We start from the raw sequence: 14,450 nt of genomic DNA, 5'->3' as shown, positions 1-14,450 counted from the left end.
GCGTTCAGGCCGGGAAGACGCCGGTCGACAGGTAGCGGTCACCGCGGTCGCAGACGATGCTGACGATGGTTGCATTCTCGACTTCGGCAGCCAGCCGCAGGGCAACGGTGAGCGCGCCACCCGAGGAGATGCCGGCGAAGATGCCCTCCTCGCGCGCCAGGCGACGGGTCATCTCTTCCGCTGCGTCCTGTGACACCGACTCGACGCGATCAACCCGCGTGCGCTCGAAGATCTTCGGCAGGTAGGCCTCCGGCCACTTGCGGATCCCCGGGATCTGCGAACCTTCCTCCGGCTGGCAACCGACGATGCAGATCGCCGCGTTCCGTTCCTTGAGATAACGCGAGACACCCATGATCGTCCCGGTGGTTCCCATGCTGCTGACGAAATGGGTGATGCCGCCGGCCGTCTGCCGCCACAGCTCCGGGCCGGTGCCCTCATAGTGCGCCAGCGGGTTGTCAGGGTTGGCAAACTGGTCGAGGATGATGCCGCGACCCTCCCTTTGCATGCCCTCGGCGATGTCACGCGCCAGCTCCATCCCGCCGTCGCGCGGCGTCAGCACCAGTTCGGCGCCAAAGGCACGCATCGTCTGCCGCCGCTCGACGCTCTGGTTCTCCGGCATCACCAACAACATGCGGTAGCCGCGCGCGGCGGCCACCATCGCCAGCGCGATACCGGTGTTGCCCGAGGTCGCCTCGATCAGCGTGTCGCCCGGCCGGATGTCACCGCGCCGTTCGGCCCGCGCGATCATCGATAGCGCCGGACGATCCTTGACCGATCCGGCCGGATTGTTGCCCTCCAGTTTCGCCAGGATGCGGTTGCCGCGCGCCGCGCCAAGCGTGCCCGGCAGGCGCTTCAGGATCACCAGCGGCGTACCGCCAACCTGGTCCTCGAGGGTCTCAACCATGAGCATTCAACCAGTCGACATAGCGTGCCACACCCTCGCCGACGTCGGCAAAGGTCGCCTGGTAGCCAGCCCGGCGCAACTTCGTCAGATCCGCCTCGGTGAAACTCTGATAGCGGCCTCTGAGATCCGCAGGAAAAGGCACATATTCGATCAATCCCTGCCCAACCAGCTCCGCCAGCGGCAACGGACTCTCACCGGCAAGCGCCCGGCAGGCATTGACGTTCGCCACCGCCAACTCGTTGAAGGTCTGCGCGCGCCCCGTACCGACGTTGAAGATACCCGATCGTTCAGGGTGATCGAGGAAGAAAAGGTTCACGCGGACGACGTCCTCGACGTACACGAAGTCGCGCCGCTGCTCGCCGTCGGCATGACCGTCACAACCGGCGAATAGCCTGACCTTGCCATCGCTGCGAAACTGGTGGTAGTGGTGGAAAGCCACCGACGCCATCCGCCCCTTGTGCGACTCGCGCGGTCCATAGACGTTGAAGTAGCGGAAACCGACCACCTGCGAGCTCGACGAGCCATTCACGGTCAACCTCTGACGGACTATCTGATCGAAGAGGAACTTCGAGTAACCGTAGACGTTCAGTGGCGCCTCGTGCGCCCGCTCCTCGCGGAAAACCCGGCCACCGCCGTAGGTTGCCGCGCTCGAGGCATAGAGCAACGGCACCTCCTGGTCGAGACACCAGTCGAGGATGCCGAGCGAGTAGCGGTAATTGTTCTCCATCATGTAGCGACCATCGCCTTCCATGGTGTCGGAGCAGGCGCCCTGATGCAGGATGGCGTCGACGTCACCGTCGAAATGGCCAGCCAGCAGGCGATCGATGAACTCCTGCTTGTCGAGGTAATCGGCGATGTCGCAATCGACCAGGTTGCGGAACTTGTCGGCCCGTGTCAGGTTGTCGACGGCGATGATCCGGCGCACGCCGCGCTCGTTCAGCGCCCGGACGAGATTGGCGCCAATGAAGCCGGCGGCGCCGGTGACGATGGTGTACATGGAATCACCTCACTTCACTTCACCGCGGCCGCCAGTTCGCCGCCCTCGACCACGGCAGTCCCCAGCTTGCCGACGACCAGCCCAGCGGCGACGTTCGCCGCATGCACCGCGTCCGGCCAGCCGGCGGCGCAGGCGAGCATCACTGCCAGGGTGGCGATCACCGTGTCCCCGGCACCCGAGACGTCGAAGACTTCCCGTGCCACCGCCTTCTCGTGGATCAGCGCCGAGCGGTGGAAGAGCGACATCCCTTCTTCACTGCGCGTCACCAGCAAGGCGTCGAGTTGCAACTGCTCGCGCAAGGCGGTCGCCTTGCGCGCCAGTTCGCCCTCGTCCTGCCAGCGGCCGACGACGGTCCGCAACTCGGCACGGTTCGGCGTCACCACGGTTGCGCCGGAATACTTCGAGAAATCGTCGCCCTTCGGGTCAACCAGAACCTGCTTGCCGGCTGCGTTTGCCAGCCGGATCATCTCGCCAATGTGCGTCAGGCCTCCCTTGCCATAGTCGGAGAGGATCACCGCGTCACAGTCGGCCACCCGGACAGCGAACTCCGCCAGTTTTGCGCGCAGGACCTCGTGCGATGGCCAAGTCTCGAAGTCGATGCGCAACAACTGCTGCTGGCGGCCGATCACACGCAGCTTGACCGTCGTGCTGATCGCCGGATCGACATGCAGGCTGACGTCGATACCGCTGGCTGCCAGCAACTGCTGCAGGCTGCGGCCCGCCTCGTCATCGCCGACGACCGACAGCAGGGTGGCGTGCGCCCCCAGCGCGGCGACGTTGCGCGCGACGTTCGCCGCGCCGCCCGGCCGCTCTTCGCTGCGGCCAATACGGACCACCGGCACCGGCGCCTCGGGCGAGATGCGCGCGACATCGCCGAACCAGTAGCGGTCGAGCATGACGTCGCCGACGATCAGCAGGCGCGCCGCCGACAGATCAGGCAGCCGCATCGACGCTCCGATCGGGCGCAGCCAGATGCCATGCCAGCCTGGCGTCGCGCGCAGCAGGCAACGATGAATGCACGGGAGACTCCTAGGGTGTCAGGTCGAACTCTTCGCTGCGCTTGGGGGAATAGGTCTCCCAGCCGCCGCAGGCCGGACAGCGCCAGTAGAACTGGCGCGCCTTGAAGCCGCAATTATCGCACCGATAGCGCGCCAGGCGGCGCGTGTACGTCTGCACGATGCCTTTCGCCAGCTCAAGGTCGGGACGACTCTCGGCACTGGCGAGCAACAGTCTCGCCTCGAGAAGCTTGTCGAAGCCGAGCAGCGTCGGGTTCCGCTTCAGCTCGTCACGCACCAGTTCGTAGGCGGCCTCCGCGCCATCGCCCTCGAGGACGAGCTGAAAAACCACATCCAGCAGGTCGAGCGACGGATAGTGCTCGAGATAGCCGCGCAGCAGTCTGAGGCCTGCATCCCGCCGGTCGAGCTTGCGGAAGGCGCCGAGCAGACGCTGCGCCACCAGTGCCAGATAGGCCGGGTCCTGCTGTTCGATCCGCTGCCAGGACTCGATGGCGGCCTCCCACTGCTCCTCCTGCAACAGCATGTCGCCCCACAGCAGGCTGGCGCGAACACACTTGCGATTGCGCTCGAGCGCCGTCTGCAGGTAGCCCGCGGCGAGATCGCGGCGTGAACGAATGATCTCGGCTGCCGCGAGCTCGCAATGGTACTCGGCGATTTCCTTGTGCGAAGCAAAGTCCGGCAGCTCCGAAGCGATCGCGATCGCTTTCTCCCAATGTTTCTCGAGCTGATAGATTTCGAGCAGGTTGCGCTTCGCCTCCTCGCCGAGCTCGGAGTCGCGCAGCTTGTCGAAGACCGCTTCCGCGCGATCGAGCAGGCCTGCCTTGAGGTAGTCCTGCCCGAGCTCCGCCAGTGCCTGCAGTTTCAGATCGTGCTTCAGGTCTTCGCGCTCGATGAGATTCTGGTGCATGCGGATCGCGCGATCGGTTTCGCCGCGCCGGCGGAACAGGCTGCCGAGCGCGAAGTGCAGTTCGATCGTCTGCGGATCGACCTTGACCGCCTCGACGAAAGCCTCGATGGCGCGGTCGGGCTGCGCATTGAGAAGAAAGTTGAGCCCCTGGAAGTACGAACGCGGCAGTGCGCGCGACTCGCGCACCAAGTGGCGGATGTCGATCCGTGCCGCCAGCCAGCCGAGGCCGAAGAAGAGCGGGAAGAGCAGCAGCTGCCAGTAGTCGAACTCAATCATTGATCAGGCTTTCCAGGTGCCACGCGATGGCCGGCCGGCAGGGGGACATGCGGATCCGGCAGACCCCTTGCCACAAGCGCATCGATCAGCTCCCACAGACACAGAAACGGGCGGCGACTCTCGTCGCCGCCCGTCACCTGCCACGGCCCGGCGAGCCGGGGCCATGCTTCACTCCGGCGCGGCGTCCACGCGCTCACGCAACTCCTTGCCAGCCTTGAAATGCGGTACCCATTTTTCCGGCACCTCGACTTTCTCGCCGGACTTCGGGTTGCGCCCGACGCGCGGCGGCCGATAGTTCAGGGCAAAGCTGCCGAAACCGCGAATCTCGATCCGGTCACCTCTGCCCAGTGCCTCTGCCATCGCCTCGAGAATCATCTTCACCGACAGGTCAGCGTCCTTGGCAACGAGTTGCGGGAAGCGCCGGGCCAGTTCGGCGATCAGGTCCGACTTGGTCATCCCCCAGCCTTACTGCGGATTGTTCAGCTTGGCCTTGAGCAAGGCACCCAGGTTCGTCGTTCCCGAACTGGCGCTGCTGTCGGCCGAGAACTTCTGCATCGCCTCGTGCTGTTCCGCCTGTTCGCGGGCCCTGATCGAGAGACTGATCGAACGCGTCTTGCGATCGACGTTGATGATCATCGCCTCGATCCGGTCGCCTTCCTTGTATACCTTGGTGAGGTCGTCGATGCGCTCGCGCGAGACCTCGGAGGCACGCAGGTAGGCTTCGATGTCGCCCTCGAGCATAACCACGGCGCCACGCGCATCGACCGACTTGATGACGCCGCGGGCGATGCTGTTCTTGTCGTGCGTCGCGATGTAGCTGGTGTAGGGATCGCCATCGAGCTGCTTGATGCCAAGCGAGATGCGCTCCTTGTCGGTATCGATCGCCAGCACCACCGCGTCCACCTCGTCGCCCTTGCGGAAGTTGCGGATCGCCTCCTCGCCGGGAACCGACCACGACAGATCCGAGAGGTGAACGAGACCGTCGATGCCGCCCGGCAGGCCGATGAAGACGCCGAAGTCGGTGATCGACTTGATCGCCCCGCGCACCCGGTCGCCCTTCTTGTAGTTCATCGAGAACTCGTCCCACGGATTGGCCGCACACTGCTTCATGCCGAGCGAGATGCGGCGGCGATCCTCGTCGATCTCGAGGATCATCACCTCGACCTCGTCGCCAAGCTGGACGACCTTCGACGGGTGGACGTTCTTGTTCGTCCAGTCCATCTCCGAGACATGTACCAGACCCTCGATTCCCTGCTCGATCTCGACGAAGGCGCCGTAGTCGGTCAGGTTGGTCACCTTGCCGAAGAGGCGGGTCGTCGGCGGGTAACGGCGCGAGATGCCGACCCACGGATCCTCACCGAGTTGCTTGAGGCCGAGCGACACCCGGTTCTTTTCCTGGTCGAACTTGAGAATCTTGGCCTGCACTTCGTCGCCGACTGCCAGCACCTCGGACGGGTGGCGGACACGACGCCACGCGAGATCGGTGATGTGCAGCAGGCCATCGATGCCGCCGAGGTCGACGAAGGCGCCGTAATCGGTGATGTTCTTCACCACGCCCTTGACGACGCTGCCTTCGCGCAGCGCCGCGAGCAGCGCTTCGCGCTCTTCGCCGACGCTCGCCTCGAGGACGGCGCGGCGCGACACCACCACGTTGTTGCGCTTGCGGTCGAGCTTGATGACCTTGAACTCGTAGGTCTTGCCTTCGTACGGCGTCGTGTCCTTGACCGGACGCATGTCGACCAGCGAACCCGGCAGGAACGCCCGCACGCTGTTGGTCATCACGGTCAGGCCACCCTTGACCTTGCCGGTGATCGTGCCGGAGACCAGGCTGCCATCGTTGAGCGCCTGCTCGAGCGCGTTCCAGGCTGCGACCCGCTTCGCCCGGTCGCGCGACAGACGGGTCTCGCCGAAACCGTTCTCGAGCTGCTCGATCGCGACCTGGACGAAATCGCCGACCTTGACTTCGATGGCGCCCTGGTCGTTGAGGAATTCCGCAAGTTCGATATAGCTCTCGGACTTGAGGCCGGCATTGACGACGACGAAGTTCTGGTCGATGCGCACGACTTCCGCGGTGATGACCTCGCCGGGCCGCATTTCCTGGCGACCGAGGCTCTCTTCGAAAAGTTGGGCAAAGCTTTCCTGCATGGTGGGATTGGCTGACATATGGATTGACTGACCTGACCGCATGGCTGCGGGGTGAGTTGATGACGATCACCCGCCCTGCCCGTTGCCGCGCGCTCCCTGCGACGGCAGGCCAACGCTTCGCACGCAGCGGCGGGGCAACCCCCTGCCGACAGCGGCCGCAGCAACGATGCATCTGGCTGGTGACACCTGCTGGCGAACGGCAGCTGCCGTTTCACCCTTTTTCCGGAACCTCGTTGACCCAGCCCAGCACCTGCGCCACCGCTGTTTCGATGGTCAGGTCCGTCGTGTCGAGCAACTCGGCATCCGAACTCGGCAGCATCGGCGCAACGCTGCGCTGGCCATCTCTGGCGTCGCGCTCCGCGAGGTCCTGCACGAGATCGCGGATATTAGCAGCGATTCCTTTGTCGATCAACTGCTTAAGGCGCCTCTCCGCACGCTTCTCGAGACTGGCGGTGAGAAACACCTTGCTCGTCGCATCCGGGAAGACCACCGTGCCCATGTCGCGCCCGTCGGCCACCAGGCCGGGCGGGCGCCGGAATGCCCGCTGCCGGAAGAGAAGCGCGCTGCGCACGGCCGGCAGCGCCGCCACCAGCGACGCCGCACGCGAGATCTCCTCGCTGCGGATGGCATCGCCGACCTCGTCGCCGGCGAGACGGATCGACGTCCCGGCAAACTCGACGTCGAGCGTCGCCGCGATCGCCGCCACCGCTGCCTCATCGTCGGCAGCGGCGCCGGCGCGCAGCGCGGCGAGCGCCGTCAACCGGTAAAGGGCGCCCGAATCGAGGTAGTGCCAGCCGAGCGCCTGCGCCACGCGCGCGGCGATCGTTCCCTTGCCCGAGGCCGAGGTGCCATCGACCGCAACCACCGGCACCGGTCGCGTCATCGCCGCGAAGCGCTCGAAATAGTCGGGAAAGGTCTTGCCGACGGTGCGCGGATCATTGATCCGCAGCGGTGCGCCGCGGGCGGCGAGCGACAGGCACATGGCGATGCGGTGATCGTCGTAGGTGTCGATCACCGCCGGCAGCAGCGACTCCGTCGCGCCCGGCGGATGGACACGGATGAAATCCTCGCCGCTGTCGACGCGCACGCCGAGCTTGCTGAGTTCGCTCGCCATCGCGGCGATGCGGTCGGTCTCCTTCACGCGCCAGCTGGCGATGTTGCCGAGCGTCGTCGGCCCGCGGGCAAAAAGCGCCACCGTCGCCAGCGTCATCGCCGCGTCCGGGATGTGGTTGCAGTCGAGTTCGATGCCGCGCAGGCTGCCGGCGCCGGGGGCCGCCGCCTCGATCCAGTTTTCGCCGAGCGTGATGCGCGCGCCCATCGCCACCAGCGCGTCGGCGAAGCCGACGTCGCCCTGGATCGAATCCCTTCCCACTCCCTCGACGCGCACCGGCCCGCCAGCGATGGCGCCGAGCGCCAGGAAATACGACGCCGACGACGCGTCGCCTTCGACAGGCAGCACCCCGGGCGACCGGTAGACGCTGCCGGCGGCGACAGTGAAGCGTTGCCAGCCGTCGCGCTGCACGAGCACACCGAAGCGCGCCATCATTGCCAGCGTCATCTCGACGTAGGGCCGCGAGATCAGCTCGCCGACGATCTCGACCGTCGTCTCGGCGCCGCGCAGCGGCAGCGCCATCAGCAGCCCGCTGAGGAACTGGCTCGAGACATCGCCGCGCAGGCGGACGACGGCTGCGGCGGAAGGTCGCGGCGGCCGGATCAGCAGTGGCGGGAAGCCCTCGCCCGCCAGGTAGTCGATCTCCGCGCCGAGCTGCCGCAGGCCATCGACGAGATCGGCAATCGGCCGCTCGTGCATGCGCGGCACGCCCGACAGGCGATAGGTGCCGCCGGCCAGCGCGAGCACCGCCGTCAGCGGCCGGAAAGCGGTGCCGGCATTGCCGAGGAAGAGTTCGGCCGTGCGCACCGGCAGCGCGCCGGCGACGCCGTCGACAACGAACGCGCCGTCACCCGCCGGCTCGATGCCGACGCCCAGCGTGCGCAGTGCGTCGAGCATGCGCGCGGTGTCATCCGAGGCGAGCAGGTCGCGGATCTCGCTGCGCCCACTGGCCAGCGCCGCCAGCAGCAGGACGCGGTTGGAGAGGCTCTTCGATCCCGGCAGGCGCAGCGTGCCGGCGGCCGAAACGAACTGTGGCAGGTCGAGGAAAGCGGCGCTCATCGGCCACCCCGGCGCTCGCCCCAGTCGCGCCGTGCCCGCCGCGCGATGTCGAAGACCTCTTCCAGCCGCGCGCCGTCGGCCGCCTGCAGCGAATCGCGCAGGGCGTCGAGCTGCGCGCGGTAGCGATCGAGCTCCTCGAGCAGCGCCAGCCGATTGGCGAGGCAGATGTCGCGCCACATCTCCGGATGGCTGGCGGCGATGCGCGTGAAATCACGGAAACCGCTGGCGGCAAAATCGAACAGCAGTTCGCGGTTGTCGCGCCCCGCCAGTTCATGCACCAGCGCGAAGGACAGCAGGTGCGGCAGGTGGCTGACGGCAGCGAAGATGCGGTCGTGCTCGGCGGCACTCAGTTCGCGGATGATCGCGCCGCAAGCCTCCCAGGCGGTGCGGACACAGGCGATGCTGGCGGCGTCGTTCTCCGGCAGCGGCGTCAGCACCACCTGCCGATCGCGGTACAGGTCGGCGCGCGCCGCCGCCGCGCCGCTGTTCTCCGCACCGGCGATCGGATGCGCCGGGACGAACTGGCCGATGCGCCCGCCGAAGTGTTCGCGCGCCGCCGCCACGACGTCTTCCTTGGTGCTGCCGGCGTCAGTGACGACGGTCTGCGGGCCGAGACAGGGCGCGATGCGCGCCATGATCTCGCCGCTCATGCCGACCGGCGCAGCGATCAGGACCAGATCGGCGCCGTACACCTCCTGGCCGATGTTGAAACCGACGCGATCGAGAATCCCGAGTCGCAACGCCTGGTTCAGCGAGCCCAGGGTACGGCCGAAACCGACCACCTCGCCGACCTGCCCGGCCGCCTTCAGCGCCAGCGCGAACGAACCGCCGATCAGGCCGGCACCGAAGACCACCACGCGCCCGAACGGCGCCGCGCCGCTCATCGCCGCACCCCGCTGCCGGCGTTCACAGCGCCCCCTCGAGCGCCGCCAGGAAGCGGGCGTTTTCACCCTCGCTGCCGATCGTCACCCGCAGCCAGTCGGGCAGCCCGTAGCCGGCGATCGGCCGCACGATCACCCCCTGCCGCAGCAGCTTCTCGTTCGTCTGTGCCGCGTCGGCGAGACGGAAGCTGACGAAGTTGCCGTGCGACGGGATGTGCGTCAGCCCGAGCCGCTTCAGGCCGGCAACGATCTGTTCCATGCCTGAGCGGTTCAACGCGTAGCTGTCGGCGACGAAGCGGTGGTCGTCGAGTGCCGCCCGCGCCGCCGCCAGCGCCAGGTTGTTGCAGTTGAACGGCTGCCGCACCCGGTTCAGCAGGTCGGCGATTGCCGGCGAGGTCAGCGCGTAGCCGATGCGCAACCCGGCGAGACCATAGATCTTCGAGAAGGTGCGGGTGATCACCAGATTCGGCAGGTCGGCCAGCCAGCTGCTCGTCTCGACGCGTTCGGCCGGTGGCAGGTACTCGTTGTACGCCTCGTCGAGCACCACCACCACGTCGCGCGGCAGCGAGACGATGAAATCGCGCAGGACCGCCGCCGGCAGGAAGGTGCCGGTCGGGTTGTTCGGATTGGCGATCCACAGCACCCGCGTGTCCGCCCGGATCGCCGCCCGCATCGCCGCCGGGTCGTGCCCGTAGTCACGCGCGGCGACGGCGATCGGCTCGGCGCCGGCGGCGAGCGTCGCCAGCGGATAGACGGCGAAGGCGTACTGCGCGAAGACTGCCGATCGTCCCGGCGCCAGGAACACCCGTGCGACGAGGTCGAGGACGTCGTTCGAACCGTTGCCGAGGACGATCTGCCCGGCGTCGAGACCGCTGCGCTCGGCCAGCGCCTGCAGCAGCGCGAACTGGTCGGGATAGCGCGCCAGATCGTCGATCGCCGCCAGCACCGCCGCGCGCGCCTTCGGGCTCATGCCGAGCGGGTTCTCGTTCGATGCCAGCTTGACGATCCGGTCGACCGCCAACCCCATCTCGCGCGCCAGCTCGCTGATCGGCTTGCCCGGCTGGTAGGGTGAAATCGCCCGCACATAGGGCAGGGACTGCTCGCTGAGTGCCATCATCGGTCCTCGATCAAGTGGGCCCGCTGCGCCGGCGGCCAGCGACCGCCTTGCGCGCGCGGAGCGGGCCGCCGGTCAATAGGCGGCCACCGGGTACGAGCCCAGCAGCTTCAGGTACGGCGCCCGCTGCGCCAGCTCGGCGAGCGCGCGGCGCAGCGACTCGTCGTCGCGGTGACCGTCGAGGTCGACGAAGAAGACGTACTCCCAGAGCGTGTGCCGCGCCGGCCGTGACTCCAGCCGCGTCATCGACACGCCGGCATCCGCGAACGGGGCCAGCAGGCCGCTGAGGGCGCCCGTCTGGTTCTGCGCCGACATGATCAGCGAGGTCTTGTCGCGTCCGGAACGACCGGCGTCCTGCCGGCCGAGGACGGCAAAGCGGGTGGTGTTGTTCGGCTCGTCCTCGATGTTGCTCGCCAGTTCCGGCAGCCGGTAGCGTTCCGCCGCCGCCTGCCCGGCGATCGCCGCCGCACCGGCCTCGGCCGCCGCCAGTTGCGCCGCCTGCGCGTTGCTGCCGACCGGCACCCGCTGTGCCAGCGGCAGCGAGCGGTTGAGCCACTCGTGGCACTGCGCCAGCGACTGCGCGTGTGAGTACACCTTGTGCACCCCGGCGAGCGCCGTCTCCTTCGACAGCAGATGCTGGTGGATGCGCAGGACGACCTCGCCGCAGATCTTCAGCGGTGTCGTCAGCAGCAGGTCGAGCGTCCGCCCGACGGCACCCTCGGTCGAATTCTCGATCGGCACCACGGCGTAGTCGGCGTGCTGCGCCTCGACCTCGCGGAAGACGTCGTCGATCGAGACCTGCGGCAGCAGCCGTGCCGCATGCCCGAAATGCTTCACCGCCGCGCTCTCGGAAAAGGTGCCGAGCGGGCCGAGGAAAGCGATGCCGAGCGGCTGCTCGAGCGACAGGCAGGCCGACATCACCTCGCGGAAGAACCAGGTCAGGCTCTCGTTCGACAGCGGTCCGGTGTTCATCCCCTGGATCCGCTGCAGCACCTGCGCCTCGCGCTCCGGGCGGTAGATGAAACCCGCCTCGCCGTGCCGCGCCTTGATCTCGCCGACCTGCTGCGCCAGCCGCGCACGCCGGTTGAGCAGCGCCAGCAGGTCGTCGTCGACCTCGTCGATCTGCCGCCGGACGAGCGCCAGCTCGCGTTGCAGATCGTCGCTCATGCGCCCGCCCGCGACATCCGCTGGCGGCACGCGGGCGGCAGCAGCAGCCTGATCATTCCGCCGCCGGCGTGTCGGGATCCGCCGCCGGGGCTGCGGGCGCCGCCACCGGCTCGGGCGCCGCCGCTTCGCCCGGCGCCGCCTCGTCCTCGCTCTCGACGACCTTCTCGAGCCCGGCGAGCTTCTCGCCGGCGTCGAGCGCGATCAGCGTCACCCCCTGCGTCGCCCGCCCGAGTTCGCGGATCTCGCGCACGCGCGTGCGGATCAGCACACCGCCGGTGGTGATCAGCATGATCTCGTCGTCGTCGCGCACGAGACGCGCGGCGACGACGCGACCGTTGCGCCCGCTGGCGGCGATCGCGATCACCCCCTGCGTGCCGCGGCCCGAGTGGCGGAAATCGGCCAGCGCCGTGCGCTTGCCATAACCATTCTCGGTCGCCACCAGCACCGTCTGCTGCTCGTTGTCGGCGACCAGCAGCGACAGCACCTGCTGCTGCTCGCCGAGCTTCATGCCGCGGACGCCGCGCGCCGTGCGTCCCATCGGCCGCACGTCCTCCTCGTCGAACCACACCGCCTTGCCGGAATCGGAAACCAACACCACGTCCTGCCTGCCGTTGGTGATCTCGGCGCCGATCAGGAAATCGTCGGCATCGAGCGCGACGGCGATGATGCCGCTGCGCCGCGGGTTCGAGAAGTCCGACAGCGGCGTCTTCTTCACCGTCCCCTGCGCCGTGCACATGAAGATGAAGCGGTCGTCGGTGAACTCCTTCACCGGCAGGATGGCGCTGATCTTCTCGCCGTCCTCGAAGGGGAAGAGGTTGACGATCGGCTTGCCGCGGCTGGTGCGCGTCCCCTGCGGCACCTCATAAACCTTCAGCCAGTAGACGCGGCCGCGGTTGGTGAAGCAGAGGATGAAATCGTGCGTATTGGCGACGAACAGGTGATCGATGAAATCATCGGTCTTCATCGCCGCCGCCTGCTTGCCGCGCCCCCCGCGGCGCTGCGCGCGGTAATCGGCGAGCGGCTGCGACTTGATGTAGCCGGTGTGCGACAGCGTCACCACCATGTCGAGCGGCGTGATGAAATCCTCGATCGCCAGATCCTGCGTGCTGACGACGATCTCCGACCGCCGCCGGTCGCCGAACTGGGCCCGGATCGCCGTCAGCTCGTCGCGGATCATCTCGGTGATCCGTTCCGGCCGCGCCAGGATGTCCATCAGGTCGGCGATGCGCTCGAGCAGCTCGGCGTAGTCACCGACGATCTTCTCGCGCTCGAGGCCGGTCAGCCGCTGCAACCGCAGATCGAGGATCGCCTGCGCCTGCACCTCCGACAGCAGGTAGCCGCTCTGCGACAGGCCGTACTCGATGCCGAGTCCGTCCGGCCGCGTCGCGTCGAGCGCCGCCCGCGCCAGCATCTCGGCCACCGTCGGCGACTGCCAGAGCCGGCCCATCAGCCCGCGACGCGCATCGGCCGGCGTCGGCGACGACTTGATCAGGGCGATGATCTCGTCCACGTTGTCGAGCGCCACCGCCAGCCCTTCCTGGATGTGCGCCCGCTCGCGCGCCTTGCGCAGCTCGAAGACGCTGCGCCGCGTCAGCACCTCGCGCCGGTGCCGCAGGAAGCACTCGAGCAGCTGCTTCAGGTTGAGCAGGCGCGGCTGGCCATCGACCAGCGCCACCATGTTCATGCCGAAGGTGTCCTGCAACTGCGTCTGCTTGTACAGGCAGTTGAGCACCACCTCGGCCACCTCGCCACGCTTGAGCTCGATGACGACGCGCATGCCGGACTTGTCGGACTCGTCGCGCAGGTCGGAGATGCCCTCGATGCGCTTCTCGTTGACCAGCTCGCCGATCTTCTCGAGCAGGGTGCGCTTGTTCACCTGGTAGGGCAGCTCGTCGACGATGATCGCCTGCCGATGGCCGCGGTCGATGTCCTCGAAATGCACCTTGGCGCGCATGATGACGCGGCCGCGGCCACTGCGGTAGCCCTCGCGCACGCCGGCGACACCGTAGATGATGCCGGCGGTCGGGAAATCGGGCGCCGGCAGCAGGTCGATCAGCTCGTCGATCGTCACCGCCGGATTGTCGAGCAGCGCCAGGCTGGCGTCGATCACCTCGCCGAGATTGTGCGGTGGAATGTTCGTCGCCATGCCGACGGCGATTCCCGACGAGCCGTTGATCAGCAGGTTCGGGATGCGCGCCGGCAGGACCAGCGGCTCCTCCTCGGCGCCATCGTAGTTCGGCCCGAAATCGACCGTCTCCTTGTCGATGTCGGCGAGCAGCTCGTGCCCGATGCGCGCCATGCGCACTTCGGTGTAGCGCATCGCCGCCGCATTGTCGCCATCGACCGAGCCGAAGTTGCCCTGCCCGTCGATCAGCATGTAGCGCAGCGAGAAATCCTGCGCCATGCGCACGATGGTGTCGTACACCGCCCTGTCGCCGTGCGGATGGTACTTGCCGATGACGTCGCCGACGACACGCGCCGACTTCTTGTACGGCTTGTTCCAGTCGTTCGACAGCTCGTGCATGGCGAACAGCACGCGCCGGTGCACCGGTTTCAGGCCATCGCGCGCGTCGGGCAGCGCACGCCCGACGATGACACTCATCGCGTAGTCGAGATACGAACGACGCATCTCGTCTTCGAGACTGATCGGGAGGGTTTCCTTGGCGAAGGCTTCCATCTTCTTTCCGCTGGCGACGCGACTTCGGGGGCCCTGTCGGCGTCTTCTTCGAGCCCGGGATTCTATCATGGCGGGACTGCCGCGGGCCGCGCACGCTGCGCTTGACGGAGGTTCTGCGCTGGCAACTGGGCGGCAAGGATGACGTAGCGGCGTTCGTCCCGTCCCCAACTGACCCAGCACTTCGTCGTTCACGTTC

General features: G+C 67.4%; 11 protein-coding genes. All 11 read right to left on the bottom strand.

Translation table 11 applies throughout. The features are described 5' to 3' along the window. Positions 1–4 precede the first annotated feature (4 nt). The 11 genes from cysM to gyrA all read right to left on the bottom strand — a co-directional run bounded on the left by cysM (position 5) and on the right by gyrA (position 14,254). Positions 5–904, bottom strand: coding sequence for a cysteine synthase CysM (gene cysM / locus V5B60_RS13880; RefSeq protein ID WP_332347619.1), 900 nt, complete (start codon positions 902–904; stop codon positions 5–7). After that, entirely contained in the window at positions 897–1,901 is a 1,005-nt protein-coding gene (rfaD, locus tag V5B60_RS13875) for an ADP-glyceromanno-heptose 6-epimerase (RefSeq protein WP_332347618.1), read from the bottom strand. The genes cysM and rfaD overlap by 8 nt, the downstream gene beginning before the upstream one ends. A 14-nt stretch (positions 1,902–1,915) precedes the next feature. Further along, on the bottom strand, positions 1,916–2,848 hold the full coding sequence (rfaE1, locus tag V5B60_RS13870) for a D-glycero-beta-D-manno-heptose-7-phosphate kinase (protein WP_332347617.1): 933 nt from the start codon (positions 2,846–2,848) through the stop codon (positions 1,916–1,918). A gap of 82 nt (positions 2,849–2,930) precedes the next feature. Continuing rightward, on the bottom strand, positions 2,931–4,100 hold the full coding sequence (gene lapB, locus V5B60_RS13865; protein WP_332347616.1) for a lipopolysaccharide assembly protein LapB: 1,170 nt from the start codon (positions 4,098–4,100) through the stop codon (positions 2,931–2,933). Positions 4,101–4,268: 168 nt separating this feature from the next. Continuing rightward, entirely contained in the window at positions 4,269–4,556 is a 288-nt protein-coding gene (locus V5B60_RS13860; protein WP_332347615.1) for an integration host factor subunit beta, read from the bottom strand. A 9-nt stretch (positions 4,557–4,565) separates the two neighbouring features. Continuing rightward, positions 4,566–6,263, bottom strand: coding sequence for a 30S ribosomal protein S1 (gene rpsA / locus V5B60_RS13855; protein ID WP_034942090.1), 1,698 nt, complete (start codon positions 6,261–6,263; stop codon positions 4,566–4,568). A 193-nt stretch (positions 6,264–6,456) separates the two neighbouring features. After that, positions 6,457–8,415, bottom strand: a complete 1,959-nt coding sequence (locus V5B60_RS13850) for a bifunctional 3-phosphoshikimate 1-carboxyvinyltransferase/cytidylate kinase (RefSeq protein ID WP_332347614.1) — start codon at positions 8,413–8,415, stop codon at positions 6,457–6,459. Continuing rightward, complete coding sequence (locus tag V5B60_RS13845) at positions 8,412–9,299, bottom strand: prephenate dehydrogenase (RefSeq protein ID WP_332347613.1); 888 nt, start codon at positions 9,297–9,299, stop codon at positions 8,412–8,414. Before V5B60_RS13845 ends, V5B60_RS13850 begins: the two co-directional genes overlap by 4 nt. Positions 9,300–9,321: 22 nt before the next feature. Further along, complete coding sequence (gene hisC, locus V5B60_RS13840) at positions 9,322–10,410, bottom strand: histidinol-phosphate transaminase (RefSeq protein ID WP_332350567.1); 1,089 nt, start codon at positions 10,408–10,410, stop codon at positions 9,322–9,324. A 75-nt stretch (positions 10,411–10,485) separates the two neighbouring features. Further along, positions 10,486–11,577: a prephenate dehydratase gene (gene pheA, locus V5B60_RS13835; RefSeq protein WP_332347612.1), complete on the bottom strand. Its 1,092-nt coding sequence runs from the start codon at positions 11,575–11,577 to the stop codon at positions 10,486–10,488. Positions 11,578–11,629: 52 nt separating this feature from the next. After that, positions 11,630–14,254: a DNA gyrase subunit A gene (gyrA, locus tag V5B60_RS13830; protein WP_332347611.1), complete on the bottom strand. Its 2,625-nt coding sequence runs from the start codon at positions 14,252–14,254 to the stop codon at positions 11,630–11,632. Between the last annotated feature and the right edge of the window lie 196 nt (positions 14,255–14,450).

The organism is Accumulibacter sp. (assembly GCF_036625195.1).
In the GTDB taxonomy this organism is placed as follows: Bacteria; Pseudomonadota; Gammaproteobacteria; order Burkholderiales; family Rhodocyclaceae; genus Accumulibacter.
This window is presented reverse-complemented; position numbering and strand designations above follow the sequence as displayed.